The organism is Streptomyces sp. NPDC025651, assembly GCF_055558735.1.
Genome location: NZ_JBVHLZ010000015.1, coordinates 1 through 26,888 on the forward strand (window position 1 = coordinate 1; position 26,888 = coordinate 26,888).

Sequence of the window (26,888 nt, forward strand, 5' to 3'; positions counted from 1 at the left end):
AACGCCCGGTTACATTCCGAACCCGGAAGCTAAGCCTCACAGCGCCGATGGTACTGCAGGGGGGACCCTGTGGGAGAGTAGGACGCCGCCGAACTTTTCTTATAGCCGTGGCTCCTGGAATTAAATTCCAGGAGCCACGGCTTTTTTGTTTTGCTGTCAAGTGTTTTGTTGTCAAGGGCCCCGGCCACCCCTCTGCACCGATGCACGGCAACTGAGGGTAAGGTCAGGGGGCATCATTGGCTCTTTCCCACAGGAGGCCCCCGGGTGGAGGTCCAGGAGACTCGCGTCCAGACGGACCGGGTCCTCACCATCCCGAACATCCTCAGCATGGCGCGTCTCGCCGGCGTGCCCCTCTTCCTGTGGTTGATCCTCAGGCCGGAGTTCGGAGGGCCCAACTGCGACGGCTGGGCGCTGCTGGTCCTGGCGCTGAGCGGGGTCAGTGACTACCTCGACGGCAAGCTCGCGCGCCGATGGAACCAGATCAGCAACCTGGGGCGGCTGCTCGACCCCGCGGCCGACCGGCTCTATATCCTCTCGACGCTGGTCGGGCTGACGTGGCGCGAGATTCTTCCGCTCTGGCTGACCGCGGTACTGCTGCTGCGCGAGCTGACTCTGCTGGTGATGGTGGGGATCCTCAGGCGCCACGGCTATCCGCCGCCCCAGGTGAACTTCCTGGGCAAGGCAGCGACCTTCAACCTGATGTACGCCTTTCCACTACTGCTCCTCAGTGACGGAACTAGCTGGCTCGCCTCACTCGCTGCTATTTTCGGATGGGCGTTCGCCGGATGGGGTACAACGCTGTACTGGTGGGCAGGGATCCTCTACGTGGTTCAGGTCCGCCGACTCGTGAAGGCGGACAACACAGCCGATTGAGCTTGCCGATTCGGCGGCTGTAGAGGCTCGAAGGCCCGCATCCGACATATGCGGGCTCATCCTGGCGGGCTAAGTCGGCTAGATCGTCGTCTATTTAGGAGGACGTTTCCGACATGAAGGCCGTCGTGATGGCCGGCGGTGAGGGCACTCGCCTTCGCCCCATGACCTCGAGTATGCCCAAGCCGCTCCTGCCGGTGGCCAACCGGCCGATCATGGAGCATGTGCTGCGCCTGCTGAAGAGGCATGGGCTCACCGAGACCGTAGTGACAGTGCAGTTCTTGGCGTCGCTCGTCAAGAACTACTTCGGCGACGGCGAAGAGCTCGGGATGGAGCTCACCTATGCCAATGAGGAGAAACCTCTTGGCACGGCCGGCAGCGTGAAGAACGCCGAGGAAGCACTGAAGGACGACGCCTTCCTTGTGATCTCCGGTGACGCTCTCACCGACTTCGACCTCACCGAGCTCATTTCCTTCCACAAGGAAAAGGGCGCCCTCGTCACCGTCTGTCTGACGCGTGTGCCCAATCCGCTGGAATTCGGCATCACCATCGTCGACGAAGAAGGAAAGGTCGAGCGCTTCCTCGAGAAGCCGACCTGGGGGCAGGTTTTCTCCGACACGGTGAACACGGGCATCTATGTGATGGAGCCCGAGGTCTTCGACTACGTCGAGGCCGATGTGCCGGTCGACTGGTCCGGCGACGTCTTCCCGCAGCTCATGAAGGAGGGCAAGCCCGTCTACGGGTATGTCGCCGAGGGCTACTGGGAGGACGTCGGCACGCACGAGAGCTACGTCAAGGCGCAGGCCGACGTGCTGGAGGGCAAGGTCGACGTCGAGCTCGACGGCTTCGAGATCTCGCCCGGGGTGTGGGTCGCCGAGGGCGCCGAAGTGCATCCTGACGCCGTGCTGCGTGGTCCGCTGTATATCGGGGACTACGCCAAGGTCGAGGCGAACGTCGAGATCCGTGAGCACACCGTCGTGGGCTCGAATGTCGTGGTGAAGAGCGGCGCCTTCCTGCACAAGGCCGTCGTGCACGACAACGTCTACATCGGGCAGCACAGTAATCTGCGGGGTTGCGTCGTCGGGAAGAACACCGACATCATGCGAGCCGCCCGCATCGAGGACGGTGCGGTCATCGGCGACGAGTGCCTCGTCGGCGAAGAATCGATCGTTCAGGGCAATGTGCGGGTCTACCCGTTCAAGACGATCGAGGCCGGCGCCTTCGTCAACACCTCCGTCATCTGGGAGTCCCGGGGCCAGGCGCATCTGTTCGGGGCGCGCGGGGTGTCCGGAATCCTGAACGTGGAGATCACGCCCGAGCTCGCGGTGCGCCTTGCGGGGGCGTATGCGACCACTCTGAAGAAGGGCTCGACCGTCACCACCGCGCGTGATCACTCGCGAGGCGCGCGGGCGCTGAAGCGGGCGGTGATCTCGGCGCTGCAGGCCAGCGCCATCGACGTACGCGACCTGGAGAACGTGCCGCTGCCGGTGGCTCGGCAGCAGACGGCCCGGGGGAGCGCCGGCGGGATCATGATCCGGACAACGCCCGGAGTGCCGGACTCCGTCGACATCATGTTCTTCGACGGGCGGGGAGCGGACCTGTCGCAGGGGAGCCAGCGGAAGCTGGACCGGGTGTACGCGCGTCAGGAGTACCGGCGGGCCTTCCCCGGTGAGATCGGGGACCTGCACTTCCCGTCGAGTGTCTTCGACTCCTACACGGGGTCCCTGCTGCGGAACGTGGACACCACAGGGGTGGCCGAGTCCGAGCTGAAGGTCGTGGTCGACGCGTCCAACGGAAGTGCCGGGCTCGTGCTGCCGAGCCTGCTCGGGAAGCTCGGGGTGGACGCCCTGACCATCAATCCGGGGCTCGACGAGTCGCGGCCCACGGAGACCGCCGACGCGCGGCGCTCCGGGCTCGTGCGGCTCGGGGAGATCGTGGCGTCCGCGCGGGCGGCCTTCGGGGTGCGGTTCGACCCGGTCGGCGAGCGGCTCTCGCTCGTGGACGAGAAGGGGCGGATCGTCGAGGACGACCGCGCCCTGCTGGTCATGCTCGACCTGGTGGCCGCCGAGCGGCGCAGCGGGCGGGTGGCGCTGCCGGTGACGACGACGCGCATCGCCGAGCAGGTCGCCGCGTACCACGGGACGCAGGTGGACTGGACGACCACGTCGCCCGACGACCTGACGAGGGTGGGGCGCGGGGACTCGACCATCTTCGGAGGCGATGGGCGGGGCGGGTTCATCGTGCCCGAGTTCAGCAGTGTCTTCGATGGAACCGCGGCGTTCGTGCGGCTCATCGGGCTGGTGGCGCGCACGCAGCTCACCCTGAGCCAGATCGACGCGCGCATCCCGCGCGCCCATGTGCTGCGGCGTGATCTCGCGACTCCGTGGGCCGTCAAGGGGCTTGTGATGCGGCGTGTGGTGGAGGCGGCGGGGGAGCGGTCCGTGGACACCACCGACGGGGTGCGGGTGGTGGAGACCGACGGGCGCTGGGTGCTCGTGCTGCCCGATCCGGCCGAGGCCGTCACCCATCTGTGGGCCGAAGGGCCCGATGACGCGTCCGCCCAGGCGCTGCTCGACGAGTGGTCCGCGGTGGTGGACAGCGCAGGTCGTTGACCTTTTCGGGGCGCCGGGCAGCACATGCAACAGGTGCTGCCCGGCGCGCCGGTGGGGCCATTCGGAGGTAGCGCCCGCGACGTGCGACGATGTGCGGCATGCCGCAGCAGCCCCCCGTTCGGAGCACCCCCTCGCGCCCCCGGCGCCCGGACGCCTCCATGTCGCTGCTCACCACCGTCATGGACCACAGTCTCGACGAGGGGTACGCGGAGGCGGCCGCCCGGAAGAAGGCCAGGGGGGACAGTGGTGTCCCTCGTCCGTTGCGGGCCAAACTCGGGCTCGCGGCAGGGCTCGTCCTTGCCGCGCTCGTGGTCACCGTGGGCGCCGCGCAGGCGCGGATAGCCGCTCCGGTGGTCGCCAAGGAGCGCGAGGAGCTCATCGACCGGGTCGAGGAGGCCACGGCCGGGGCCGACAAGCTCGAGGACGACGTGGACACGCTCCGCGACGACGTGGGCGAGCGGCAGCGTGCCGCGCTGAAGAAGCACGGCGGCAGCCAGGGCGAGTTGGTGGGCCTGCTCTCCGGCGCCACGGAAGTGCAGGGGCCCGGCGTCAAGCTGGTCGTGGACGACAAAAAGGAAGCCGACCAGGGTGGTGGCGGGCCGCGCGAGAGCGCCGGGTTCTCCGACACCGGGCGGGTGCGCGACCGCGACATGCAGCGTGTCGTCAACGGGCTGTGGCAGTCGGGCGCCGAGGCGATCTCGATCAATGACCAGCGGCTGACCGCACTGTCGGCGATCAGGGCCGCAGGTGACGCGATACTGGTCGACAACAGGCCGCTGGTGCCGCCGTATACGGTGCTGGCGGTGGGGGACGGGAAGCGCTTGAGCACCCGGTTCCAGAACAGCCGCGACGGTCAGTATCTGCATGCTCTGCAGGAGAACTTCGGCATCCGGACCAGCATTTCCGTGTCGGACGAGCTCGTGCTGCCGGCAGCGCCGAGTGTGACCGTACGAACAGCAGAGCCGAAGGCAGGAAAGGGCACATCGTGATCGCCGTACTGGGCCTCGTCGTGGGAGTCGTGGCCGGATTGTTGGTTCGGCCCGAGGTTCCGGCGGTGGTCGAGCCGTACCTTCCGATCGCCGTGGTCGCGGCACTCGACGCGGTGTTCGGAGGCCTGCGCGCGATGCTCGACGGCATCTTCGACGACAAGGTCTTCGTGGTGTCGTTCCTGTCGAACGTGGTGGTGGCCGCGCTGATCGTGTTCCTGGGCGACAAGTTGGGCGTGGGCGCCCAGCTGTCGACCGGTGTGGTCGTGGTCCTCGGCATCCGGATCTTCTCCAACGCCGCCGCGATCCGCCGGCACGTCTTCAGGGCGTGACGCCGATGAGCGCTGACGAGACGCCCGACTACAACCGCCGCAGGGAACTGCCCGCGGAGGTCCCGAGCGAGCCCGAGACGCCCGCCTCGGCGGAGCCCGAGGGGAAGCCGCAGCTCACCGGCCGTCAGAGGCTGGTGAAGGGGCTGTGGCCGCCGCGGGTGACCCGGCCTCAACTCATCGTCGCCCTGCTGCTGTTCGTGCTCGGCCTCGGTTTGGCCATCCAGGTGAGGTCCAACAACGACAGCAGTGCGCTGCGCGGCGCGCGACAGGAAGATCTCGTACGCATTCTCGATGAACTGGATGACCGTACTGAGCGTCTGGAAGAAGAGAAGCGGCGCCTCGAAGAGCAGCGGACCGGACTGGAGAACAGTTCGGACCAGGCCGAGGAGGCCCGCAAGCAGACGGTCGAGCGGGAGAGGCAACTCGGCATCCTGGCAGGCACGGTGGCGGCCCAAGGGCCCGGCATCACGCTGACCATCGAGGACAAGAAGGGGGCGATCGAGGCGGACATGCTGCTCGACGCCATTCAGGAACTGCGCGCCGCCGGCGCCGAGGCGATTCAGATCAATGACGTACGGGTGGTGGCCAACACCTACCTGTCGGACGCCGACGGCGGTGGCGTACGGGTGGACGGCCGCAAGGTCGGCGCACCGTACCTCTTCAAGGTGATCGGCAAGCCGCAGGATCTGGAACCTGCGCTGAACATCCCGGGAGGCGTGGTGCAGACTCTGGAGAAGGAGCAGGCCACGGTCACCGTGGAACGCTCGGAGAAGATCGTCGTGAGCGCCTTGCGACCTGCGAAGCGGCCTGACTACGCTCGGTCGTCCTCCCAGTGAGGGCGGGGCGCATGGGGGTCGCAAGGCGAGGGCATGAGGTTGCGGGGGGTCGGCGCACTGGAAGCCCGGTGCGTGGTGGAAACTGTTTGGTGGGTACGGACGTTGTGAGGATGTCCGGTTCACCGATGAATGCCGGTGTGTGCAATCAGGGTTCGTCCTGCCCCACGGGCGGGTCTGTTTCGGTCAAGGGGAATCGCCCGTGAAGTTGTTTGCGAAGTTGTTCGGCAAGAGTGCACGTGAGGACAGCGGCAATCCCGCCACTGCCCGACACCGTGCCCCGCGCCATGGAGACGCCGAGGACCAGGGCGCCGGGCGCCCGATGTTCCGCGATCAGGTCGCTGGTCCAGGTGGTGACATTTCGGGCGGACAGGGCGCGTCATCTGTTGACCCTGCCGGTCCCGGCCGCATAGGTTTCGGAGAACCGTCAACCTCAAGTACGGGTGGAGGGTTCACCCCCGACCCGTACGCATCGAATGCCCCCGCGGGGCAGCCGCGGCAGGAGGACCCGTCCATGGCTTTGGTGTGTACGAGGTGCGGGAACCGCAACGCCGAGGCGAGCCGGTTCTGTTCCAACTGCGGTGCGCCGCTGCGGGCCGGGGCCACGCCGGAGCGTGCGTCCGAGACGACCTCGACGATCTCCATCTCGGGCCTCGAGGCCTACGAGGCGGAGACGACGGGGCAGACTCCGTCCCCCGCGCTCTCGCCGGAGGCCCAGGCGGCCGTCGACGCGCTGCCGCTCGGTTCGGCGCTGCTCGTGGTGCGCCGCGGGCCGAACTCGGGCAGCCGTTTCCTGCTCGACGGCGAGCTGACCACCGCGGGCCGTCACCCGCAGAGCGACATCTTCCTGGACGACGTGACCGTGTCGCGTCGCCACGTGGAGTTCCGTCGCGTCCAGGACGGTTCCTTCACCGTCGCGGATGTGGGCAGTCTCAACGGCACGTACGTCAACCGGGAGCGGATCGACTCCGTCGCGCTGTCGAACGGTGACGAGGTGCAGATCGGCAAGTACCGCCTGGTCTTCTACGCGAGCCAGCGGGGCATCTGAACCACCCCCAGACTGCGTCTGGGGTGATCCCCAGGGAAGGTCCATGCTTCAAACACCGAGGGGCGGTGCCGGCAGCGGCACCGCCGCCGCGGACCGTCGGCTGATGAGCATCGGTACCGTGCTGAACGCGCTGCGTGACGAGTTTCCCGAGGTCACGATCTCCAAGATCAGGTTCTTGGAGGCCGAGGGGCTCATCGAGCCGCAGCGCACCCCTTCCGGATACCGGAAGTTCAGCCCGGAGGATGTCGAACGGCTCGGCCACGTCCTGAGGATGCAGCGGGACCACTATCTGCCGCTCAAGGTCATTCGTGAGCACCTGGACGCCCTGGCGCGCGGTGAGCGGCCTCCGCTGCCGTCCCTGGGGCGTCAGCGGGACGCCGGCGACGGTCAGGGCCCCGACGAGGCCGAGGGGCCGACGGCGGCCCGTGTGGGCCGGGACGAGCTGCTCGCCGCCGCGGAGATCGACGAGGGGCAGCTCGACGAGTGGGAGACGTACGGACTCGTCGCACCGCTGCCCGACGGCGGTTACGACGCGGAGGCCGTCACGGTCGCCTCGCTCGTCGTCGAACTCGGCCGGTTCGGGATCGAGCCACGGCATCTGCGGGCCATGAAGGCCGCCGCCGAGCGGGAGGCCGGGCTCGTGGACCAGGTGGTCGCGCCGCTGCGGCGGCACCGCAATCCGCAGACCAGGGCCCACGCCGAGGCCCGCACCAAGGAGCTGGCCGGGCTCACCGGTCGGCTGCACTCGGCGCTCGTACAGACCGCGCTCGGGGTCAGACTGCCCTGACTCGGTCAGTGCCCGGCCGGTACTCGGCGGGTGCCCGACTACCCAAACCTGCCAGCCACGTCCTAGGGTTGCTGTGTGAACGAGCTCGACGTCGTAGGTGTCCGGGTCGAAATGCCCTCCAACCAACCGATCGTGCTCCTGCGTGAAGTGGGAGGCGACCGGTACCTCCCCATCTGGATCGGACCAGGTGAGGCGACCGCCATCGCCTTTGCACAGCAGGGCATGGCACCCGCACGGCCGCTGACCCACGACCTGTTCAAGGACGTGCTGGAAGCGGTGGGCCAGGAGCTCTCCGAAGTGCGCATCACGGACCTGCGCGAAGGCGTCTTCTACGCCGAGCTGGTCTTCGCCAGCGGTGTCGAGGTCAGTGCGCGTCCGTCCGACGCCATAGCGCTGGCGCTGCGCACCGGGACGCCGATCTTCGGCAGCGACGGTGTCCTGGACGACGCGGGGATCGCGATCCCGGACGAGCAGGAGGACGAGGTGGAGAAGTTCCGCGAGTTCCTCGACCAGATCTCGCCCGAGGACTTCGGTACCAACAGCCAGTGAGCCGCTTTCCGGCGGCCCGCGTCGGACCATTCGGCTAGCCTTTCCCCGCGGTGAGGTACGGGAAACCACTCTCAGGGTGATTATCACTCGGCGTGCCGAGTGTGGCGATCGTTGACGAGCCCCTGGCGACTGCCTACCGTCGAGAAGGCAGGTCAAGGAGGGAGGTCGGCGTGAGAAGCAGCGGCGACGGTACGGCGATGGGCGGTCCGTTTCCGCTCCACGGCAGCGCGGCCGATCACTCTCCGAAACGACCGATGGCGGTCCAGGGGGGCGGGGACGCTACGTTCGAGCATTCCGAGCAGATCGGCTACCGCGGTCCCACCGCGTGCGCGGCCGCGGGCATCACGTACCGACAGCTCGACTACTGGGCACGGACCGGTCTGGTCGAGCCCAGTGTGCGTGCCGCGGGCGGTTCCGGTACGCAGCGGCTCTACAGCTTCCGCGACGTGGTCGTCCTCAAGGTCGTGAAGCGGTTCCTGGACACCGGGGTGTCGCTGCAGAACATTCGCACGACCGTCCAGCACCTGCGGGAGCGCGGGTTCCGTGACCTCGAGCGGATGACGCTCATGAGCGACGGCGCGACGGTGTACGAGTGCACGTCGCCCAGCGAGGTCCACGATCTGCTCCAGGGTGGGCAGGGGGTCTTCGGGATCGCCGTGGGGGTCGTCTGGCGGGATGTCGAGGCCGCGCTGTCCCAGTTGCACGGGGAGCGCATCGACACCGGCGAGACGCTTGTCGGGCACAACCCCGCCGACGAGCTGGCCAGACGGCGCAACAGGGCCGTCTGAGGCCGCGTTGTCAGTGGCGTAGGGCAGCATCGGAGATGTGAGAAGCGCGCCGACGATTCTGCATCTGGACATGGATGCCTTCTACGCGTCCGCGGAGCAGGCCGCGAAGCCGAGCCTGCGCGGCAAGGCCGTGGTGGTGGGCGGCCTCGGGCCGCGGGGTGTGGTGGCCACCGCTTCCTATGAGGCGCGGCGGTTCGGTGTGCACTCGGCGATGCCGATGGGGCAGGCGCGCAGGCTGGCGCCCAACGCCGCCTATCTTGTGCCGCGCTTCGGGTTGTACCGCGAGGTCAGCGAGCAGGTGATGGGGCTGCTGCGGGAGCTGTCGCCGCTGGTGGAGCCACTCAGTCTGGACGAGGCCTTCGTGGACCTGGAGGCGGGGGGCGTCGCCGACGACGAGGCGTCGGCCAGGGCCGTGGGGGAGCGGCTGCGGGCGGACATCAGGGCGGTCACCGGGCTCACCGGGTCGGTGGGGCTCGCCGTCTCCAAGATGCTGGCGAAGATCGCCTCCGAGGAGGCGAAGCCGGACGGGCTGCGGTTGATAGCGCCGGGCACCGAGAGGGCGTTGCTGGGGCCGATGCCGGTGCGGACGCTGCCCGGGGTGGGGCCGGCCACCGGGGACCATCTGCGGCGGGCCGGGATCACCACGGTCGAGGAGCTCGCGGAGGCCGGCGAGGACGAGCTCGTACGGCTGTTGGGCAAGGCGCACGGGGGCTCGCTGTACGCGATGGCGCTCGCGCACGACGAGCGGCCGGTGGTGGCCGAGCGGGACACGAAGTCGGTCAGCGTCGAGGACACGTACGACGTGGACATCCATGACCGGGTGCGGGTGCGGACCGAGGTCGCGCGGCTCGCCGACCGGTGCGTGCAGCGGTTGCGGGCCGCGGGGCACTCCGGGCGGACCATCGTGCTGAAGGTGCGGCGGTTCGACTTCTCGACGCTGACGCGTTCCGAGACGCTGAGAGGGCCCACGGACGACCCTGGAGTGGTGCGGGAGGCGGCGGCGCGGCTGCTGGAGTCCGTGGACACCACCGGGGGTGTTCGGCTGCTGGGGGTGGGCGTCACGGGGCTTGCTGACTACACGCAGGAGGACCTCTTCGCGCAGGCGCAGGCCGCTGAGGCCGAGGGCGAGGTGGAGGCGGCCGGGGAGGTGGAGCTCGGGGGCGAGGCGGATGACGAGGCACGGCCGGTGGAGGACGGGGGCGGTGCGGAGCCCGTGGCCCTGGTCGAGCGGCGGTGGGCGGCCGGGCACGATGTGCGGCACGCCGAGTACGGGCACGGGTGGGTGCAGGGGAGCGGCCTCGGCCGGGTGACCGTGCGCTTCGAGACGCCGTGGTCGGAGCCGGGGCGCGTGCGGACGTTCAGGACGGATGACCCGGATCTGGCGTCGGCGGAGCCGTTGCCGCTGGTGGGTGGGGAGTTGGCGGAGAGGGGTGAGCTGGGCGGGGCGGATGCCATGGGGCACGTCCTGGCCGTGGCTCCGGGACGGCCGTCCTCGGATGTCGCCGGGCAGGGGGAGGCGCCGCAGGTGGTGGGAGGGACGTAGGGGCAGGAGGGAGCAGGGGGTACTGGGGTGGGAGCGGGTTCTGGTGGTGGTCTTGCGGGGGTGGCGGGCCGCGGTGACGCTCGGGCGGCGACAGGAGCTGTGGGATGTCCTCGGCGGACGTGGGGCCGGTCGGTGGGTCAGGGGGTGTCTGTTCCTGCTATCTGGCCGAACGTCGTGTCGGGGGGCGGGGGCTGCGGGGGTGTGATGTCCAGGCCGTAGTGGTGGTAGAGCTGGAGTTCCTGTTCCGGGGAGAGGTGGCGGCCCACTCCGAAGTCCGGGGCGTCCTTGATCAGGGCTCGGTCGAAGGGGATGCGCAGGGTGCCGTCGTCGACCAGTTCGCTCGGTTCCAGCGGGACGAAGGCGTCGCGGCTGAACAGGCCGGTGCGTATGGCCGCCCACTCCGGGGTGCCGGTGGCATCGTCGAGATAGACCTCGTCGATCGTGCCGATCTTCGCCCCGTTCCGGTCGAACGCCTTGCGGCCGATCAGATTGCGCGGATCGATGTCGGTCTGCACGGGCCCTCCAGCTGATCGCGGGGTGTCGGATTTGGGCGTAACTCATCTTTAATCGCTCGTACTCACTACGAAAGAGCACTTCGGGGCAGGCGGCCACTCGAGGGATCGGCCATGGTCCTCGCTGGTAGGCTGGCGGCTGGCTGCTGACCCCGTGCGGGAGAGCTCTCCGGAACGCGATTCCCGGAGGCGCCGAAGGAGCAAATCCTCCCCGGAAACTCTCAGGCACCCGTACCGCACGGACGAGGTCACTCTGGAAAGCAGGGCGGGCGTCGGGCGGGCACGCCCGGGATCCTCCCTCACCGACGGTGAAAGCAGGACTGTCCACGGACGGGCCTGTGAAGCTCTCAGGTTGAGATGACAGAGGGGGAGGCCGTCCGGGTACCCGCGCCGGGGTACCCCTCGTAGGTCGCGCAGACCAGGAGGCCTCCGCAATGACTGCCACCAATCGCATCCCGCTCTCCGAGCTCGAACAGGGCATCCCCTTCGAGCAGCGGCACATCGGGCCCGATGCGGAAGCGCGGGCCAAGATGCTCGCCCAGGTCGGGTACGGCTCGCTCGACGAGCTGACCGCCGCCGCGGTGCCGGATGTGATCAAGAACGCCGAGGCGCTCGACCTGCCCGGCGCGCGCACCGAGGCCGAGGTCCTCGCCGAGCTGCGCTCCCTCGCGGACCGGAACCAGGTCCTCGATTCCATGATCGGGCTGGGCTATTACGGGACCTTCACCCCGCCGGTGATCCTGCGGAACGTCATGGAGAACCCGGCTTGGTACACGGCCTACACGCCCTACCAGCCCGAGATCTCGCAGGGGCGGCTCGAGGCGCTGCTCAACTTCCAGACGATGGTCGCCGAGCTGACCGGCCTGCCCACCTCCGGGGCCTCGCTCCTCGACGAGGGCACCGCCGCCGCCGAGGCCATGGCCCTGTCCCGGCGCATGGGCAAGGTCAAGAACGGCGTTTTCGTCGTTGACGCCGATGCTCTGCCGCAGACCGTCGCCGTGATGCGGACCCGTGCCGAGCCGACCGGCGTCGAGATCGTCGTCGCCGACCTGAGCGAGGGCATTCCCGCAGAGGTCGCCGAGCGCGGTGTCGTGGGCGTGCTCGTCCAGTACCCGGGCGCCTCCGGCGTCGTACGCGACATCAAGCCGCTCATCGACCAAGCGCACGAGCTCGGTGCCGTCGTCACCGTCGCCGCCGACCTGCTCGCCCTGACGCTGCTCACCTCGCCCGGTGAGCTCGGCGCCGACATCGCCGTCGGTACGACGCAGCGCTTCGGTGTCCCGATGGGCTTCGGCGGTCCGCACGCCGGGTACATGGCGGTGCGCGAGAAGTTCGCGCGCAGCCTGCCCGGCCGGCTCGTCGGCGTCTCCGTCGACGCGGACGGCAACAAGGCCTACCGGCTCGCGCTGCAGACCCGCGAGCAGCACATCCGCCGTGAGAAGGCCACCAGCAACATCTGTACCGCCCAGGTGCTGCTCGCCGTCATGGCCGGAATGTACGCCGTCTACCACGGGCCCGAGGGGCTCAGGGCCATCGCGCGGCGCACCCACAGGTACGCGACGCTGCTCGCCGCGGGGCTCACCGCCGGTGGCGTCGAGGTCGTGCACGGCGCGTACTTCGACACGCTGACCGTGCGGGTTCCCGGCAAGGCCGACGAGCTCGTCTCCGCCGCCCGCGAAGGCGGCGTGAACATCCACCAGGTCGACGCCGACCACGTCTCCATCGCCTGCGACGAGACCACCACGCGCAAGCAACTGACCGCCGTGTGGGGGGCCTTCGGGGTCGAGGCGGACGTCGAGGCGCTCGACGCCGAGGTCGCGGACACGCTGCCCGAGGCCCTGCTGCGCGGTGACGACTACCTCGCGCACCCGGTCTTCCACCAGCACCGCTCCGAGACCGCGATGCTGCGCTACCTGCGCAAGCTCGCCGACCGCGACTACGCGCTCGACCGCGGCATGATCCCGCTGGGCTCCTGCACGATGAAGCTCAACGCGACCACCGAGATGGAGCCGGTCACCTGGCCCGAGTTCGGCCAGCTGCACCCCTTCGCGCCCGCGCAGCAGGCGCAGGGCTACCTCACGCTCATCCGTGAGCTGGAGGAGCGGCTCGCCGAGGTCACCGGGTACGACAAGGTCTCGCTGCAGCCCAACGCCGGTTCGCAGGGCGAGCTCGCCGGACTGCTCGCCGTGCGCGGCTACCACCGCGCCAACGGCGACGAGCAGCGCACCGTCTGCCTCATCCCGTCCTCCGCGCACGGCACGAACGCGGCGAGCGCCGTCATGGCCGGCATGAAGGTCGTCGTCGTGAAGACCGCCGACGACGGCGAGATCGACGTCGCGGACCTGCGCGCCAAGATCGAGAAGCACCGCGACGAGCTGTCGGTGCTGATGATCACGTACCCGTCGACGCACGGTGTGTTCGAGGAGCACGTCGCCGACATCTGCGCCGAGGTGCACGAGGCCGGCGGCCAGGTGTACGTCGACGGCGCCAACCTCAACGCCCTGGTGGGCCTTGCCAAGCCGGGGCACTTCGGTGGCGACGTCTCGCACCTGAACCTGCACAAGACCTTCTGCATCCCGCACGGCGGCGGCGGCCCCGGCGTCGGCCCGGTCGGTGTGCGCCAGCACCTCGCGCCGTACCTGCCCAACCACCCGCTGCAGCCCGCGGCAGGTCCCGACACCGGTGTCGGCCCGATCTCCGCGGCGCCGTGGGGATCGGCCGGGATCCTGCCGATCTCCTGGTCGTACGTACGCCTCATGGGCGGCGAGGGGCTCAAGCGCGCCACCCAGGTCGCCGTCCTGTCGGCGAACTACATCGCCAAGCGGCTGGAGCCGCACTTCCCGGTGCTCTACACCGGCCCCGGCGACCTCGTCGCGCACGAGTGCATCATCGATCTGCGTCCGCTCTCCAAGGAGACCGGCGTCAGCGTGGACGACATCGCCAAGCGGCTCATCGACTACGGCTTCCACGCGCCGACCATGTCGTTCCCGGTCGCGGGGACGCTGATGATCGAGCCGACGGAGAGCGAGGACCTGAACGAGATCGACCGGTTCTGCGAGGCGATGATCGCCATCCGCCGGGAGATCGAGAAGGTCGGGAACGGGGAGTGGGCCGCGGACGACAACCCGCTGCGGAACGCCCCGCACACCGCCGCCGCGCTGAGCGGTGAGTGGGAGCACGGCTACAGCCGCGAGGAGGCCGTCTTCCCGGCCGGCGTGTCGGCCTCGGAGAAGTACTGGCCGCCGGTGCGCCGCATCGACCAGGCGTACGGCGACCGGAACCTGGTCTGCTCCTGCCCGCCGCTGGATGCGTACGAGGACTGATCCCGTGCCCGCGCGTGCGGGCATGCGGTGGGGCCGGTTCGGAGAGTCTCTCCGGGCCGGCCCCTCGTCTTTCGGTGGTGCGTCTTGTGTTCTTCGGTGGTGCGTCGCGCGCGGTGCGGTCGTGCGGATGTGCCCTCGTGCTCAGGCGGCTGTCATGACCTGGTCGGTGCCCAGCGGTCGGTGCGGGGCGATGATCTGGCCGTCCGGCAGCAGCTCACCGGTGTCCTCGAAGAGCAGGACGCCGTTGCACAGCAGGCTCCAGCCCTGCTCCGGGTGGCTTGCCGTGAGGAGCGCGGCTTCCCGGTCGGCGGAGTCGGCTGTCGGGCACGGTGGTTGGTGCTGGCACATGGAAGGGTTCTTTCGCTGCGATGAGATGGCTGTGACGTCGGTCCTGTGACTCGATGCGGTGTTCATAACCGCCCCCCGTTGTAGTCGGTCCGATCCCAGTGTTGCCCCACAGCCTGTCAATCCGCAGGGATTTTGCTGCAGCGGCTCCTACTGCTTAATGACGTATCACCCGGCCGGACGGTTCAGCCCAACTCCCCTGTCTCTTCGGGTGGTTCGGGGTGGCCCCTCTGGGCTAGTCCACCTGGGTGGGCAGCGCTGTGCCCCGCGGCCGGGCACCGCGGGGCACAGGAAGCGCGAGGGGTTCCGTCAGGCGGGTGAGCCGAGGAGCGGCGCCGGCGCCAGGCGGTGGTTGAGCATCGGAAGCAGTTCGGCGACGCGGTGCGGGCGGTGGGCCGCGATACCGGGCGGGGCGGGCGCGAGCGGGACGAGCAGGTCGGTGGCGGCCAGGGGGCCCTCGGCACCGTCGTCCGTGCAGTCGCGGTGCAGCCAGAGCGTGAGCATGTAGAGCTCGGGCACGGAGAGCAGGCGCGGCTGGCACGCCATCGGCATCGCCTCGGCGTGGCGCAGAGCGCGCTCGGTGGAGGCGATGTACGGGCCTTCGAAGAAGTGCGAGAAGGCCCAGCCGTCCGGAGTGAGCATCGTGTCGGCCGCGGCGAGGGCGCGCTCGCCGCAGCGGATCAGGAAGCGCCAGCCGGCGAGGCGGGTGGGCGCGGTGCCCTCGGGGGTGATGCGGTCCAACACGTGGACGGGCAGCGGGAGTTCCGGGCTCGTCGGGCCCTGGGCGGCCCGCAGGGACGGCGTGCGTGCCTCGCGTACGGCCGTGGGGGAACCGAGTGCCGCGAGGACGCTGCGCAGGGCGGGCGCGGGAGCCGGGGGGACATGCAGCGGCATGGTGGGTCGCCTCTCTCGTTCGACAGGCACGGTGGAGCGGGGGCAGGTGCGTGACGGCGCTGTCAGCTCTGGGACATCTGGGTCAGAGGGGCGGGGGCCGGGGACCGCGAGCGCCAACTCTCTGCCTAGATTGCGGAGTTTATACGAGGCGTGTTCGGGCGGTGTTTCGTCTAGACGTGCCCGATATTGTGAGCAAGGCCTTAACCGGCCGTTCTTGTGAGGGTTTTATCCCGATTTCGCGACGGCCCCGCTTCCGTGACCTCGGATTACCCGAGGCGAGCGGTCGGCCGATTCCCGTCGGTAGTTTTGACCAGGTACTTCGGAAGGGAATCTTCACCATGCCGCATGCCCGGTGAATGTGCCGGACCGCAACGGTGTCGAGCGTACTGGTCCACGGGCCCGCGCGGGGCGTTATCGATCACATTGGCTGGGCATCATCCCCCGTACACAGCGGCCGGACCCTTGGCTGCCCGATCGAGGAGGGACGCTCCGATGGGCGAGAAGGTCGTGGCGGGCACGTTCGACCTGACCGACCGGCACCTCTACCGCAAGAAGCTCCGGGAGTGTCTGACGGGTCTGGAGCGACTGTTGGAAGAGGGGCGCTTCGATCGTCCCAAGAATCTGATGGGCATGGAGATCGAGCTGAATCTCGCCGGGCCCGACGGACTGCCGAGAATGTTGAATGCGCAGGTTCTCGAGCGCATCGCGAGCCGGGATTTCCAGACCGAACTCGGAATGTTCAATCTGGAAGTGAACATTGCCCCGCACCGGCTCGGTGGACGCGTTCTCGACCAGCTCGCCGAAGAGCTGCGCACCGGGCTCAACTACGCCCACAGGAAAGCGAACGAGCTCTCTGCCGGCATTGTCATGATCGGTATTCTGCCGACCCTGAACCGGGCCGACCTCGTCTCCGCGAACCTCTCCGACGTCGACCGCTACGCCCTCCTGAACGACCAGATCGTGGCGGCGCGCGGTGAGCGCTTCGCCCTGGACATCGAGGGCGTGGAGCGGCTCACCTGCACCTCGGCCTCGATAGCGCCCGAAGCGGCGTGCACCTCCGTGCAGCTGCATCTGCAGGTCACCCCCGGCCGGTTCGCCGACGTGTGGAACGCGGCGCAGGCCGTCGCCGCGGCCCAGATCGCCGTGGGGGCCAACGCGCCGTTCCTGTTCGGCCGTGAGCTGTGGCGCGAGTCGCGGCCGCCGCTGTTCCTGCAGTCCACCGACACGCGCCCGCCCGAGTTGCAGGTCCAGGGGGTGCGGCCGCGTACCTGGTTCGGGGAGCGGTGGATCACCGGGCCGCTGGACCTGTTCGAGGAGAACCTGCGCTACTTCCCCGCGCTGCTGCCGCTGATGGACGAGGAGAACCCCCTGGGCGTCCTCGACGCGGGCGGAGTGCCGCGGCTCGGTGAACTGGTCCTGCACAACGGCACCGTGTACCGCTGGAACCGCCCGGTGTACGGCATCGCCGACGGCGTCCCGCATCTGCGCGTGGAGAACCGCGTGCTGCCCGCGGGGCCCACCATCACCGACGTCATCGCCAACGCCGCCTTCTACTACGGCCTCGTGCGGGCGCTCGCCGAGGAGGCGCGGCCCGTGTGGTCCCGGCTTCCCTTCGAGGCCGCGGCCCGCAACTTCGACATCGCCTGCCGGCACGGCATCGACGCCCGGCTGCAGTGGCCGCGGCGCGGCAGGCTCGGCGGCACCGCCGAGGTGGCGGCCGTCGATCTCGTACGCGACGAACTGCTGCCGCTCGCGGCCGCCGGGCTCGACGCGTGGGGCGTGGAGCCCGCCGACCGCGACCTGTACCTCGGGGTGATCGAGGAGCGGTGCCGACGGCGGGTCAACGGCGCGTCGTGGCAGGCGGCCACCTATCACCGGGCCCTGGACACGGGGCTCGCCAGGGAGGACGCGCTCGCCGCCACCACCAAGCGGTACTTCGAGCTGATGCATGAGGGAGAGCCCGTGCACACGTGGCCCGTGGGGCTGCCGGAGCCGGCGGTGCCGCTGGGCTGAGGCCTGCGCGCCGCTCGGCTCGGGGTGGCTCAGCCCTGGTTGCTGCCCGCCTCCGTGATGGCCTTGAGGATGACCGCGTGGATCTGCGCCGGGTCGTCGACCTGGTGGCCGGAGCCGCCGGTGGCCGCCGCGATCTGCTGGACCTCGTCCTTGTCCGCGTCGGGGCCGACAGCGATCGCGATGATCGGCACCGGCCTGCCGGGGTCGGAGAGGTCCTCGAGCTGGGAGATGAGGGAGCTGCGCGAGATGCTGCCCGGGTCCTGGTTCGCGCCGTCGGTCAGGATCACCAGGGCGTTGAACTTGCCGCGCGCGTACGACGAGCATGCCTCCTTGTAGGCGGCGAGCGTGGTGTCGTACAGGCCGGTCGCACCGCCCGGCACGGGCTGCAGATCGCTGAACGCCTGCGACAGCTCGTCGCGGTGGGTCACGCCTCCCTTGCGGTCGCCGAGCCTCTCGGTGGGCTGCAGCTTGCGGTAGTCACGGGTGCCGTCGAGCGCGGTGGCGAACTCCCACAGGCCGATCTCGTCCTCGTCGGTGAATCCGGCGAGCGCCTGCAGCAGCGAGGACTTGGTGACCTCCATGCGGGACTGGTTGCGGCCGGGGACGAGCTGGTTCATGGACTCCGACGCGTCGACGACCGTGCTGAGCCGGGCGCTCTGCACCGTGATCGTCCACATGCCCAGGGTCTCCTGGAGCTGCTTGTCCGAGGGCGGGTCGGTGGCCTCGGCGGCGTACGGCTGCGGGGCGCGGCCGCCCGCGGCGGCGACGAGTTCGTCGGAGGGCTGGTCGGGGTCGGTCCTGAACCCGTGGTCGGTCAGGATCTTCTGGCCCTCCGCGTCGCTGAACATCGTCATGAAGCGCAGCGCCGCGCGGCTCATGTCGGTGGACATCTTGTCGTCCTCGACGAGCGTGTACGGATAGTCGAGCCGGGGCGTGCCGTCCTTGGGATAGAACAGGTCGAGGCTGTTCTTCTCGCCCGCCGACGCGTTGTGCTCGAAGGCGGCCTGCTCGGAGAGGATCAGCGCCTGATTGCGGCGGGGGTTGCCCTGCTCGGTGCCCGAGTCGTCGCGGGCCAGGGTGTCCAGGAGCTGGCCGTCGCTGTCGGTGGTGCGGGTGGCCAGGGCCTTCGCGATGGAGGCGGCCTGGGTGTCGCCCTCCTTGCCGCCCCGCTTCTGCGCGGACGCGCCCAGTTTGGCGAGGGCGAGCAGTCCGGTCGCGCTGCGCGCGGGGTCGGCCGCGCCCAGGCGCAGCTTCTCGTCCTTCATGGCGGCCGCGGTCAACTCGGGCCAGTCGTACGTCTTCTCGGGCCAGCCCAGCGATTCGGCGGCGGACGGGACCATGGCGATGCCGACGGGCGACGAGGCGATGTTGCCCGCGGGGGAGACCTTGGTCTGCTTGGTGCCGAGGCCGACGCGCTGCACCCATATGTCGGAGTCCGGCACCCATACGTCGTACTCCGGGTCGTCTTTGCCGGAGCGGAGTTCGTCGGCGACCTTGTACGAGTCGCGCGCGGTGACCCGTACGTCAATGCAGTGCCCGTCCGAGGTGATCTCCGTCTCGCGGGCCTCGTCGGCGGCCTCGCGCAGGGCGGGGGCGATGTCGGGGGCGGAGGCGACGTCGAGGCGTACCGCGTCGTCCTCGCAGGAGCCGCCGAAGGAGAGGACCCCGCTGCGGACGGCTGCCGCCGTGCCTCCCGCGACCACGAGTACGAGAGCCGTGGCGATGGCGACCGTGCGGCCGCGGGCGCGCGGTCGGGGGTCGGGCGCGCCCGACCCGTGCTCATCGGGCAAGCTGTGACGTCCCATGGCGGTGGTGCCCCTCCTTGAGTGATGAAGCAAGGAAAGAGGGGGCGGTTCGCCCGAAATCGGCGTCCGTCCCCCTCGGCCTGTCGCGCACGATCTTCGTAACTTCTTTCGAGACCCTAGCGGGACGAGGATGGGGATGAGGCGGGAACACTCAACTGGAGGCGCAAGTGCAAGCGGAGCCGGGGCCGATGGCCGGTTCTTTTCCGCCGGGGGGACCCTCGCGGCGGATCCTGAGGGACGAGACGCTGCTCGTCCTGGCCCTCTCGCTCGGGGCGAGCGGGGTGTCCGCGCTGATCAGCTTTGTCGGGTCGGTCACCAAACCGGGCGGTCTGAAGGACCAGGCGGCCACCATGAACGCGTCGGCGGCGCCGGGTCGGCCGTGGCTTGATCTCGCGTGGCAATTGTTCGGAATCGCGAGTGCGTTGGTGCCGGTCGCGCTGGTCGCGCACTTCCTGCTGCGCGAGGGGGCCGGGCTGCGGACGCTCGGTTTCGACCGGACGCGGCCGTGGCCGGACCTGGGGCGCGGCACGGCGATCGCCGCGGTGATCGGCAGCACCGGTATCGCCTTCTATCTGGCGGCCCGTGGGCTCGGCTTCAATCTGACCGTGGTGCCCGAGGCGCTGCCCGACGTGTGGTGGAAGTACCCGGTCCTCGTGCTGTCCGCGGTGCAGAACGCGGTCCTCGAGGAAGTGATCGTCGTCGGGTATCTGCTGCGCAGGTTCGGGCAGTTGGGGTGGACGCCGATGGCCGCGCTGGTGGGCAGTTCGGTGCTGCGTGGCTCGTACCACCTGTATCAGGGCATCGGCGGGTTCATCGGGAACATGGCGATGGGGGTGGTCTTCGTGCTGCTCTACCGCCGGTGGGGGCGGGTCGGGCCGCTGGTGGTGGCCCATTCCCTGCTGGATGTCGGGGCGTTCGTGGGGTACGCGCTGCTCGCGGGGAAGGTGGGGTGGCTGCCCACGCCTTAGTGGGCAGCCACCTGTGATCTCGCCCGTCGGTGCCTCTTCGTCGCGTCAGGCGAGGAGGTCGCCCTCGATGACCGTGACCGCGTGTCCGGTCAGGAGCGTGCGGTCGCCGCGCAGTCGGGTGCGGACCAGGCCGGTGCGGGACGAGGCCTGCAGACCGGTCAGGTCCGTGCGGCCGAGGCGCTCGGACCAGAAGGGGGCGAGGGCCGTGTGCGCGCTGCCCGTCACCGGGTCCTCGTCGATGCCGACGCGCGGGAAGAAGCCGCGCGACACGAAGTCGTAGCCGCGGGAGGGGTCTTCGGCCGCGGCCGTGGCGATGATGCCGCGCTCGGAGAGGCGTACGAGGGCCTTGTGGTCGGGGGTGAGTGCGCGGACCGTCTTCTCGTCGGCGAGCTCGACCAGCAGGTCGCCGAGGTGCGGACCGGTGTCGTACGTGGCGAGCGGCTGGGCGCCGAGGGCCTCGGCGACGCCCTCGGGGGCCTCGGTGGCGGTGAGCGGGGCGGTCGGGAAGTCGAGGGTGAGGGTGCCGTCCTCATGCGCCGTCGCGGTGAGGACGCCCGCGCGGGTGGCGAAGCGGATCAGACCGGTGGCGGTACCCGTGGTGTGCAGGACGTGCGCCGTGGCCAAAGTGGCATGGCCGCAGAGGTCGACCTCGGTGGCGGGCGTGAACCAGCGCAGCGCCCAGTCGGCGTCGCCGCCCTCGGGCAGGCGGTGGGCGAACGCGGTCTCGGCGTGGTTGACCTCCCTGGCCACGTTCTGGAGCCAGGCGTCGTCGGGGTAGGCGTCGAGGAGAAGGACGCCCGCCGGGTTGCCGGCGAAGGGGCGGTCGGTGAAGGCGTCGACGATGCGGATGCGGTGGGAAGTCGGCATGTCGATGACGGTAGAGGGCCGACTCGGGGGTGGGGTAATGCCAATCGCGAGTTGTTGGACTGGTTCGTGGCCTTAACGGTGGGGTGCTGTTCGTCGGGCATTGCCATCCGAACAGTTCCGATATATCGTTGACGCATCGCGACAGATTCGCGACTGATCAAGGATTGATCGGAGACTGGTCGAGGCCGAGCGGCCCGATCAGGAGAACGACGAGCAGCAGTCAGAGGAGTGATCGTCATGCGTTCCCATGGCTTTGAACACGAGCACGGACGCGGCCGCCACGGCGGCGGCCACCCGGGCCGAGAGGGATTCGGCCGCGAAGGATTCGGCGGCTTCGGGGGCTTCGAGGGGCGGCGCGGCGCGTTCGGCCCGTTCGGTCCCGGCTTCGGCGGGCCCGGTGGCCCCTGGGGCGGCCGCGGCGGGCGAGGCGGAGGGCCGCGGGGGAGGGCGCGGCGCGGTGACGTACGCGCGTCGATCCTCGCCCTCCTGAAGGACCGCCCCATGCACGGCTACGAAATGATCCAGGAGATCGCCGAGCGCAGCGGCGGGGCGTGGAAGCCCAGCCCCGGTTCGGTGTACCCGACCCTCCAACTCCTGGAGGACGAGGGCCTGATCAGCAGCGCGAGCGAGGGCGGCAAGAAGCTCTTCTCGCTCACCGAGGCCGGTACCGAGGCGGCCGAAGAGGGTCCCGAAGCGCCCTGGGAAGAGGCCGGGCGCGGCGTCGACTGGGACACGCTGAACGAGATCCGGCAGGCCGGCTTCGGTCTGATGGAGGCGTTCGGCCAGGTCTGGAAGACCGGGAGCAAGGAGCAGCGCGAGAAGGCGCTCTCCGTCATCAACGACGCCCGCAAGAAGCTGTACCTGATTCTCGCCGATGAGGACTGAGGTGGTCGGGGCCGACGGTCCCTGCCACAGATGAGGCGCCCCGCACGGATGGTGTGGGGCGCCTCGTTGGTGTCTTCGTTGTTGGTGTCTCCGCTGTGCCTCGCCCGCTGTGCCCGCTGTGCCGTGCCCGCCGCGCTTGTCGGGCGGTCGGCTCCTCGGTGTCGCGGGGGCTTCAGGTCACCAGGCCGTCCAGTTTGCGCAGCGACTCGTTCAGGGCGGCGGTCGCCGAGTCCTTCAGCTTGCCCGCCATCAGGGATACGGCCGCGCCGGTGAACTCCCCCTCGATGCGGACCAGGGTGCCGGTCCCGTCCGGGAGGAGGGTGTAGCGGGTGCCGACGTTCACGCCCATCGGGCCCTTGCCCGCGATGGCCAGCGTGCGGGCGGTCTCCAACTCCTCGATGGTCCAGTCGACCTCGGCCGGGAAGCCCATGAGCTTCATGTTCTCCACGAAGGTGCCGCCCACCTCCAGGGTGGTGGGGCCGCCCTTGGGGAAGTTGGTGTGCGTGGCGTTCCACTCTCCGTACGAGGAGAAGTCGGTGAGTTGGGCCCAGACCTTCTCGACGGGTGCCTCGATCCGTGCTTCCGCGCTGACTTCGGCCATGCGGCCACCCCTTTCCGTCGGGTGCTGCGACAGCCGCAGCTACGGTGTCGCGGAACGTAGCCGCAGGGCCTGCAACATTCAATACTGATGAACCGTCAGATGTTGTGGAGCGTCCGACCTCGGCAGTTCCGACGCAGGTGGGGTACTGTTCCCCTGCTCTGCGACGGACGCAGGCGACGTGCCTTTGGAGGTGAGACCCATTACCGCAGCAGCAGGTCGGGTGCTCCCCTCTCGCGACCGCGCGGTTCACCGGGCATAGGTGAGCCGAGGGAGCCCCATCGGGATCCCGGAAGGTTTTCTTCGCATGTCGGTTTCGCGCCTCTCAGCTTTCTCCTCCTCGGCTTTCTCCCCCTCGGACTTCTCCCCTTCGGACTTCTCTCCCTCGGATCGGGCCTCCGCCGTCACCGCGCTGCGCGCCGCGGGCTGCGTCTTCGCCGAGGACGAGGCGGAGTTGATCCTTTCCACCGCGCGCACCCCGGACGAACTGGCCGCCATGGTGGAGCGCCGCGCCGGCGGGCTGCCGCTCGAACACGTCCTGGGCTGGGCCGAGTTCCGTGGCCTGCGCATCGCCGTCGACCCGGGGGTCTTCGTGCCGCGCAGGCGCACCGAGTTCCTCGTCGGACAGGCCGCCGCGCTCGCCGGGCGCGAAGCCGTCGTCGTCGATCTGTGCTGCGGGTCCGGGGCGCTCGGGGCCGCGCTCGCCGCGGGGCTCGGACGGGTCGAGCTGCACGCCGCCGACATCGACCCCGCGGCGGTCCGCTGCGCCCGCCGCAACGTCGCCGACGCCAGGGGGGAGGTGTACGAGGGCGACCTCTACGAACCGCTGCCCGGCGCGCTGCGGGGCCGTGTCGACATCCTGCTCGCCAACGTGCCCTACGTCCCCACCGAAGAGGTCGGCCTGCTGCCCGCCGAGGCCCGTGTCCACGAGGCGCTGGTGGCGCTCGACGGCGGCGCGGACGGGCTCGACGTCCTGCGACGGGTGACCGAGGAGGCGCCGGTGTGGCTCGCGCCCGGCGGCCATCTGCTGTTCGAGACGAGCGAGGGCCAGGTGCCCGCGGCCGTCGCCGCCGTCGAGCGGGCCGGTCTGGTGGCGCGGGTGGTGGACGACGAGGAGATGTACGCCACGGTCGTCATCGGGACCCGGCAACACGGGACCCGGCAACAGGTGTACGACGGTCAGGCGGGGTAGGCGTACACAGACAGAGAAGACCGGAGTTCCGGCTGGGAGGGCCGGGTGCGGGCGTTCGTCGGGGAGGCTCAGCCGACCCGTCGTATCACCGCCGCGTCGAACAGGTCCGACGCCCTCGGGAACGGGCCCTCGTCGTGGCAGTGCCAGGCCTCCCAGAACAGGTCGGCGGGCAGCGCGTCGTCGGGTGCGTACACCCGGTACACGTACTGCCTGCCGTCGATCGCCGGCAGGGCGACCATCCAGCACCCGTTCTCCATGCCTGTGAGGGACGTGTGGGGATGCGTCGTGGTTGCGTACGGGGCGCGGGGCAACATGGCGCGCGCCCCCGGAGGCACTTCGGTCAGATCTCATCCGTAAGGAGGACAACCAGCGCGCGGATGCCCAACCTGTGTCGGACGCGGAAATGCTTCCCGCCGCCGATGCATATGCCGCTGGGGGTTGATGTGGTGGGAGATGTGCAAAGCCGTACCCCGCCGGGTGCCGAATCCGGTCCGACCCGAGCAGACCTCGACTCCCGACTCAGCGCCGAGCTGGCGTCGGTGGTCGTCGGCGCGCGCCGTCGTGCCGTGCGGGACGGGGACCGGCAGATCGACACCGCGCACCTGCTCCACTCGCTCCTGGAGAGCGACCCCGAGGTCCGTGCCGCCTTCGAGAGCGGCGCGCACGTCGTGCGGCTCCTCGGCTATCTCGTGCAGCGCAGCATCGGCTACGGCCTGCAGTGGCAGGGCACCGTCGAGGACTCCGGCGCCGTGCCGGTGGTGACGTCCGTGAAGGAAGCGGGCTGGTCGCCCGCCGCCACCACCGCGATGGAGGTGGCCCTGGAGCGCGCCGAGCTGCGCGGTGAACCGCGGGCCCTCGGCATGGACCTGCTCGCGGGGCTCGTCGCCGACCCGGACTGCCGGGCCGTCGAGGTCCTCGCGCGGGCGGGCGTCGACGTCTCGACGCTCCTGCACCGTGTGGAGGCGGGGTGCAGGCAGTACGCGTCGGGGGGCCACGGATACGCCGGAGGTCAGGGCGCGGGGCACTGAGCGTCTTTCCGGTCCGTGGGTCGGTGAGCGTTTTCCCGGTCCGTGGGTCACTGAGCGACGTCCCGGTCCGCGAGTCTCTGGTTGTGGCCCTGGTCCGCGAGTCACTGGTTGCCGTCCCGGTCCGCGACGCACTGGTTGCCGTCCCGGTCGGGGGCCGTTGAGCGCCGTTGCGGTCGGGGGTCCGGCGTCCGCCGGTTGAGACAGGCGCCATACAGGGTGACGCTCATGACACTGCCTGCCATGATGTGCCGGTGCAAGCGTCTGACGGGATTCAGGAGAGCCGGGGGAGCCGGGCGAGTCGGGGGAACGCGGAGGCTCGGGGCGGGCGGGGGAGCGGCGGCAAGGGTGTCGGGCTCGGGCTCGCCCTGGTGTCGGCGGTCGCCTTCGGTGGCTCCGGTGTGGCGGCGAAGCCGCTGATCGAGGCGGGCCTCGACCCCCTGCACGTGGTGTGGCTGCGCGTCGCGGGCGCCGCCCTGGTGATGCTGCCCGTGGCCTGGCGCCACCGCGGACTGCTGCGGAGCAGGCCCGCGCTGCTCGCCGGGTTCGGTCTCCTCGCCGTCGCGGGCGTCCAGGCCTGCTACTTCGCCGCGCTCTCCCGCATCCCCGTCGGTGTCGCGCTGCTCATCGAGTACCTCGCGCCCGCGCTCGTCCTCGGCTGGGTGCGCTTCGTGCAGCGACGGCCCGTGACGCGGGCCGCCGCGCTCGGCGTGGTGCTCGCCGTCGGCGGTCTCGCCTGCGTCGTCGAGGTGTGGGCGGGGCTGAGCTTCGATGCCGTGGGTCTGCTGCTCGCGCTCGGGGCCGCCTGCTGCCAGGTCGGCTACTTCGTCCTGTCCGACCAGGGCAGCGAAGCGGGCGCGGACGCCCCCGACCCGCTCGGTGTCATCGCGTACGGACTGCTCGTCGGCACCGCCGTGCTGACCGTCGTCGCGCGGCCGTGGGGCATGGACTGGTCGGTGCTCGCGGGCGGCGCGGACCTGGACGGCTCGACCGTCCCCGCCTGGACCCTGCTCGCCTGGATCGTCCTGGTCGCGACCGTCGTCGCGTACGTCACCGGAGTGCTGTCCGTGCGCAGGCTCTCGCCCCAGGTCGCCGGCGTCGTGGCCTGCCTCGAAGCGGTCATCGCCACCGCGCTGGCCTGGGTGATCCTCGGCGAGCACCTCTCGGCGCCGCAGATCGTCGGCGGCGCCGTCGTGCTGGTGGGCGCGTTCATCGCCCAGTCGTCGGCACCGGCGGAAACCGTCGTGCGGGACGAGATCCCGCGATCCGAAACGGAGTTGTCGCGCAGCGGGAGCCGGTCCTAGGGCGCCGATCATGGTTCCGCACGTGCTCGTTCTCTCGCCGCCGCCCGCCGCTTAGCGCGGGGCGCCCACGGATGATGCCCGGGCCGGTGTGTTCTTGGCGCGGGGGCTGTTCTGTCGCGTTGGTGTTCCGGGCCGGTGACATGGGGCCGGTCAGCCTCTCTTTCTGGCAGTGCGCGGGCGGGTTCGTCCTGCTGCTCGCCGCGCGTCTGGTGCAGCCGCGCCGGGCGGCGCCGCGGCCTCGCCGAGTCCGTCGGATCGTGGGCGCTCGCCGGTCTGGTCGTTCTCGTCCTCGGCGACGGGGGCGGGGGCGGCGAAGCCGTCGTGGCGCCCGCGGGTGTCGGCTGGGCGCTCGTGTCGGCGGAGGGCCTGCTGCCGCACGCCGCCGACCCCGCGCGCGTGGGTGTCTGTCTGCTGTACATCGCCGCCGTGTCGACGGCGCTCGCGTACGCGCTGGACTTCGCGGGGGCGGCCGTCGTGCGGTCCGCGACCGTCTCCGTGATCACGCTTCTGGAGCCGGTGGGCGCCGCGGTCGTCGCGGTCGTGCTGCCGGGGGAGGCGATGACGGCGGCGACCGTGGCGGGCACCGTGCTGATGCTGGCCGCCGTGACAGGGCTCGCTGTCGCCGAGGCGTGCGGTGTCGCGGCGGCTCGGCGGGAAGTGGCCGCGGCGTAAGGGGAGTTGAGGCTTGGGTGGGTGCGCGGCGCCGTCGTGCCGCGCACCCGCGTGCGGCAGCGCGTGGCCCGGAGCCGTGCTCTGTCATGTGGCTCGGAGTCGTGTCGTGGTCCGTGGTCCGGAGTCGCGCAGCGTCG

24 protein-coding genes, 1 rRNA gene, 1 pseudogene and 1 riboswitch are annotated in these 26,888 nt (G+C 70.1%); of the genes and pseudogenes, 19 read left to right on the plus strand and 7 right to left on the minus strand.

What is annotated here, in order from left to right; genetic code table 11:
- The 11 genes from rrf to ACZ4D5_RS37695 all read left to right on the plus strand — a co-directional run.
- Positions 1-94: ribosomal RNA gene (gene rrf, locus ACZ4D5_RS37645) — 5S ribosomal RNA — on the plus strand; the annotation flags it as partial.
- A gap of 170 nt (positions 95-264) precedes the next feature.
- Positions 265-873 (plus strand): CDP-alcohol phosphatidyltransferase family protein, encoded by a 609-nt coding sequence (locus ACZ4D5_RS37650; protein ID WP_362342270.1) that lies wholly within the window; start codon positions 265-267, stop codon positions 871-873.
- A 113-nt stretch (positions 874-986) separates the two neighbouring features.
- A complete protein-coding gene (locus ACZ4D5_RS37655) occupies positions 987-3,482 on the plus strand; it encodes a sugar phosphate nucleotidyltransferase (RefSeq protein ID WP_467776980.1) in 2,496 nt (831 codons plus the stop codon).
- An 89-nt stretch (positions 3,483-3,571) separates the two neighbouring features.
- Positions 3,572-4,471: a DUF881 domain-containing protein gene (locus tag ACZ4D5_RS37660; RefSeq protein ID WP_467776981.1), complete on the plus strand. Its 900-nt coding sequence runs from the start codon at positions 3,572-3,574 to the stop codon at positions 4,469-4,471.
- On the plus strand, positions 4,468-4,800 hold the full coding sequence (locus ACZ4D5_RS37665) for a small basic family protein (RefSeq protein WP_003988855.1): 333 nt from the start codon (positions 4,468-4,470) through the stop codon (positions 4,798-4,800). Before ACZ4D5_RS37660 ends, ACZ4D5_RS37665 begins: the two co-directional genes overlap by 4 nt.
- A 5-nt stretch (positions 4,801-4,805) precedes the next feature.
- A complete protein-coding gene (locus ACZ4D5_RS37670; RefSeq protein ID WP_467776982.1) occupies positions 4,806-5,636 on the plus strand; it encodes a DUF881 domain-containing protein in 831 nt (276 codons plus the stop codon).
- Positions 5,637-5,718: 82 nt separating this feature from the next.
- Positions 5,719-6,681: an FHA domain-containing protein gene (locus tag ACZ4D5_RS37675; RefSeq protein WP_467777129.1), complete on the plus strand. Its 963-nt coding sequence runs from the start codon at positions 5,719-5,721 to the stop codon at positions 6,679-6,681.
- A 43-nt stretch (positions 6,682-6,724) separates the two neighbouring features.
- Positions 6,725-7,468, plus strand: a complete 744-nt coding sequence (gene ftsR, locus ACZ4D5_RS37680) for a transcriptional regulator FtsR (protein ID WP_467776983.1) — start codon at positions 6,725-6,727, stop codon at positions 7,466-7,468.
- A 75-nt stretch (positions 7,469-7,543) separates the two neighbouring features.
- Positions 7,544-8,017: a bifunctional nuclease family protein gene (locus ACZ4D5_RS37685; RefSeq protein ID WP_063795355.1), complete on the plus strand. Its 474-nt coding sequence runs from the start codon at positions 7,544-7,546 to the stop codon at positions 8,015-8,017.
- A gap of 170 nt (positions 8,018-8,187) precedes the next feature.
- Positions 8,188-8,805: a MerR family transcriptional regulator gene (locus tag ACZ4D5_RS37690; protein WP_467776984.1), complete on the plus strand. Its 618-nt coding sequence runs from the start codon at positions 8,188-8,190 to the stop codon at positions 8,803-8,805.
- A gap of 37 nt (positions 8,806-8,842) precedes the next feature.
- A complete protein-coding gene (locus ACZ4D5_RS37695) occupies positions 8,843-10,348 on the plus strand; it encodes a DNA polymerase IV (RefSeq protein WP_467776985.1) in 1,506 nt (501 codons plus the stop codon).
- Positions 10,349-10,485: 137 nt separating this feature from the next.
- Here the strand turns inward: ACZ4D5_RS37695 and ACZ4D5_RS37700 are convergent, their stop codons facing one another.
- Complete coding sequence (locus tag ACZ4D5_RS37700; RefSeq protein WP_467776986.1) at positions 10,486-10,863, minus strand: PRC-barrel domain-containing protein; 378 nt, start codon at positions 10,861-10,863, stop codon at positions 10,486-10,488.
- A 144-nt stretch (positions 10,864-11,007) separates the two neighbouring features.
- Positions 11,008-11,107, plus strand: a riboswitch (glycine riboswitch).
- Positions 11,108-11,294: 187 nt separating this feature from the next.
- Between ACZ4D5_RS37700 and gcvP the strand changes: the two genes are divergently transcribed.
- On the plus strand, positions 11,295-14,183 hold the full coding sequence (gene gcvP / locus ACZ4D5_RS37705) for an aminomethyl-transferring glycine dehydrogenase (protein ID WP_467776987.1): 2,889 nt from the start codon (positions 11,295-11,297) through the stop codon (positions 14,181-14,183).
- Positions 14,184-14,324: 141 nt separating this feature from the next.
- Here the strand turns inward: gcvP and ACZ4D5_RS37710 are convergent, their stop codons facing one another.
- The gene (locus tag ACZ4D5_RS37710) at positions 14,325-14,531 is read right to left on the minus strand and encodes a DUF5999 family protein (RefSeq protein ID WP_275941829.1); all 207 of its coding nucleotides are present in this window, start codon (positions 14,529-14,531) and stop codon (positions 14,325-14,327) included.
- A gap of 306 nt (positions 14,532-14,837) precedes the next feature.
- Positions 14,838-15,422, minus strand: a complete 585-nt coding sequence (locus ACZ4D5_RS37715) for a hypothetical protein (protein ID WP_467776988.1) — start codon at positions 15,420-15,422, stop codon at positions 14,838-14,840.
- Between the two features lie 492 nt (positions 15,423-15,914).
- Between ACZ4D5_RS37715 and ACZ4D5_RS37720 the strand changes: the two genes are divergently transcribed.
- A complete protein-coding gene (locus tag ACZ4D5_RS37720; RefSeq protein WP_467776989.1) occupies positions 15,915-17,435 on the plus strand; it encodes a glutamate-cysteine ligase family protein in 1,521 nt (506 codons plus the stop codon).
- A 29-nt stretch (positions 17,436-17,464) separates the two neighbouring features.
- Here the strand turns inward: ACZ4D5_RS37720 and ACZ4D5_RS37725 are convergent, their stop codons facing one another.
- Positions 17,465-19,240, minus strand: a complete 1,776-nt coding sequence (locus ACZ4D5_RS37725) for a substrate-binding and VWA domain-containing protein (RefSeq protein ID WP_467776990.1) — start codon at positions 19,238-19,240, stop codon at positions 17,465-17,467.
- Positions 19,241-19,407: 167 nt separating this feature from the next.
- Between ACZ4D5_RS37725 and ACZ4D5_RS37730 the strand changes: the two genes are divergently transcribed.
- Positions 19,408-20,208, plus strand: coding sequence for a CPBP family intramembrane glutamic endopeptidase (locus tag ACZ4D5_RS37730; protein WP_467776991.1), 801 nt, complete (start codon positions 19,408-19,410; stop codon positions 20,206-20,208).
- Positions 20,209-20,253: 45 nt separating this feature from the next.
- Here the strand turns inward: ACZ4D5_RS37730 and ACZ4D5_RS37735 are convergent, their stop codons facing one another.
- Positions 20,254-21,075 carry a PhzF family phenazine biosynthesis protein gene (locus ACZ4D5_RS37735; protein ID WP_467776992.1) on the minus strand — a complete coding sequence of 274 codons (822 nt, stop codon included), beginning with the start codon at positions 21,073-21,075 and terminating at the stop codon, positions 20,254-20,256.
- Positions 21,076-21,312: 237 nt separating this feature from the next.
- On the opposite strand from ACZ4D5_RS37735, the gene ACZ4D5_RS37740 reads away from it, so the two are divergent.
- The gene (locus ACZ4D5_RS37740; protein WP_467776993.1) at positions 21,313-21,960 is read left to right on the plus strand and encodes a PadR family transcriptional regulator; all 648 of its coding nucleotides are present in this window, start codon (positions 21,313-21,315) and stop codon (positions 21,958-21,960) included.
- Between the two features lie 172 nt (positions 21,961-22,132).
- Here ACZ4D5_RS37740 and ACZ4D5_RS37745 read toward each other — a convergent pair whose 3' ends face one another.
- Positions 22,133-22,561, minus strand: coding sequence for a type II toxin-antitoxin system Rv0910 family toxin (locus ACZ4D5_RS37745; RefSeq protein ID WP_467776994.1), 429 nt, complete (start codon positions 22,559-22,561; stop codon positions 22,133-22,135).
- A 304-nt stretch (positions 22,562-22,865) separates the two neighbouring features.
- Between ACZ4D5_RS37745 and ACZ4D5_RS37750 the strand changes: the two genes are divergently transcribed.
- The gene (locus ACZ4D5_RS37750; RefSeq protein WP_467776995.1) at positions 22,866-23,750 is read left to right on the plus strand and encodes a putative protein N(5)-glutamine methyltransferase; all 885 of its coding nucleotides are present in this window, start codon (positions 22,866-22,868) and stop codon (positions 23,748-23,750) included.
- A gap of 68 nt (positions 23,751-23,818) precedes the next feature.
- Here ACZ4D5_RS37750 and ACZ4D5_RS37755 read toward each other — a convergent pair whose 3' ends face one another.
- Positions 23,819-24,007 (minus strand): hypothetical protein, encoded by a 189-nt coding sequence (locus ACZ4D5_RS37755; RefSeq protein ID WP_362342221.1) that lies wholly within the window; start codon positions 24,005-24,007, stop codon positions 23,819-23,821.
- A 198-nt stretch (positions 24,008-24,205) separates the two neighbouring features.
- On the opposite strand from ACZ4D5_RS37755, the gene ACZ4D5_RS37760 reads away from it, so the two are divergent.
- The 3 genes and pseudogenes from ACZ4D5_RS37760 (at position 24,206) to ACZ4D5_RS37770 (ending at position 26,751) form a co-directional block, all read left to right on the plus strand.
- The gene (locus tag ACZ4D5_RS37760; protein ID WP_467776996.1) at positions 24,206-24,778 is read left to right on the plus strand and encodes a peptidase; all 573 of its coding nucleotides are present in this window, start codon (positions 24,206-24,208) and stop codon (positions 24,776-24,778) included.
- A gap of 269 nt (positions 24,779-25,047) precedes the next feature.
- A complete protein-coding gene (locus tag ACZ4D5_RS37765) occupies positions 25,048-26,079 on the plus strand; it encodes an EamA family transporter (protein WP_467777130.1) in 1,032 nt (343 codons plus the stop codon).
- Positions 26,080-26,150: 71 nt separating this feature from the next.
- Positions 26,151-26,751 (plus strand): annotated as a pseudogene (locus ACZ4D5_RS37770) (EamA family transporter).
- Positions 26,752-26,888: the final 137 nt, after the last annotated feature.

Coding starts and splice junctions, on each gene's coding strand:
- ACZ4D5_RS37655 (WP_467776980.1), top strand. CDS start 987: ATGAAGGCCGTCGTGATGGCCGGCGGTGAGGGCACTCGCCTTCGCCCC.
- ACZ4D5_RS37660 (WP_467776981.1), top strand. CDS start 3,572: ATGTGCGGCATGCCGCAGCAGCCCCCCGTTCGGAGCACCCCCTCGCGC.
- ACZ4D5_RS37670 (WP_467776982.1), top strand. CDS start 4,806: ATGAGCGCTGACGAGACGCCCGACTACAACCGCCGCAGGGAACTGCCC.
- ftsR (WP_467776983.1), top strand. CDS start 6,725: ATGCTTCAAACACCGAGGGGCGGTGCCGGCAGCGGCACCGCCGCCGCG.
- gcvP (WP_467776987.1), top strand. CDS start 11,295: ATGACTGCCACCAATCGCATCCCGCTCTCCGAGCTCGAACAGGGCATC.
- ACZ4D5_RS37710 (WP_275941829.1), bottom strand. CDS start 14,531: ATGTGCCAGCACCAACCACCGTGCCCGACAGCCGACTCCGCCGACCGG.
- ACZ4D5_RS37715 (WP_467776988.1), bottom strand. CDS start 15,422: ATGCCGCTGCATGTCCCCCCGGCTCCCGCGCCCGCCCTGCGCAGCGTC.
- ACZ4D5_RS37720 (WP_467776989.1), top strand. CDS start 15,915: ATGGGCGAGAAGGTCGTGGCGGGCACGTTCGACCTGACCGACCGGCAC.
- ACZ4D5_RS37725 (WP_467776990.1), bottom strand. CDS start 19,240: ATGGGACGTCACAGCTTGCCCGATGAGCACGGGTCGGGCGCGCCCGAC.
- ACZ4D5_RS37735 (WP_467776992.1), bottom strand. CDS start 21,075: ATGCCGACTTCCCACCGCATCCGCATCGTCGACGCCTTCACCGACCGC.
- ACZ4D5_RS37740 (WP_467776993.1), top strand. CDS start 21,313: ATGCGTTCCCATGGCTTTGAACACGAGCACGGACGCGGCCGCCACGGC.
- ACZ4D5_RS37745 (WP_467776994.1), bottom strand. CDS start 22,561: ATGGCCGAAGTCAGCGCGGAAGCACGGATCGAGGCACCCGTCGAGAAG.
- ACZ4D5_RS37750 (WP_467776995.1), top strand. CDS start 22,866: ATGTCGGTTTCGCGCCTCTCAGCTTTCTCCTCCTCGGCTTTCTCCCCC.
- ACZ4D5_RS37755 (WP_362342221.1), bottom strand. CDS start 24,007: ATGGAGAACGGGTGCTGGATGGTCGCCCTGCCGGCGATCGACGGCAGG.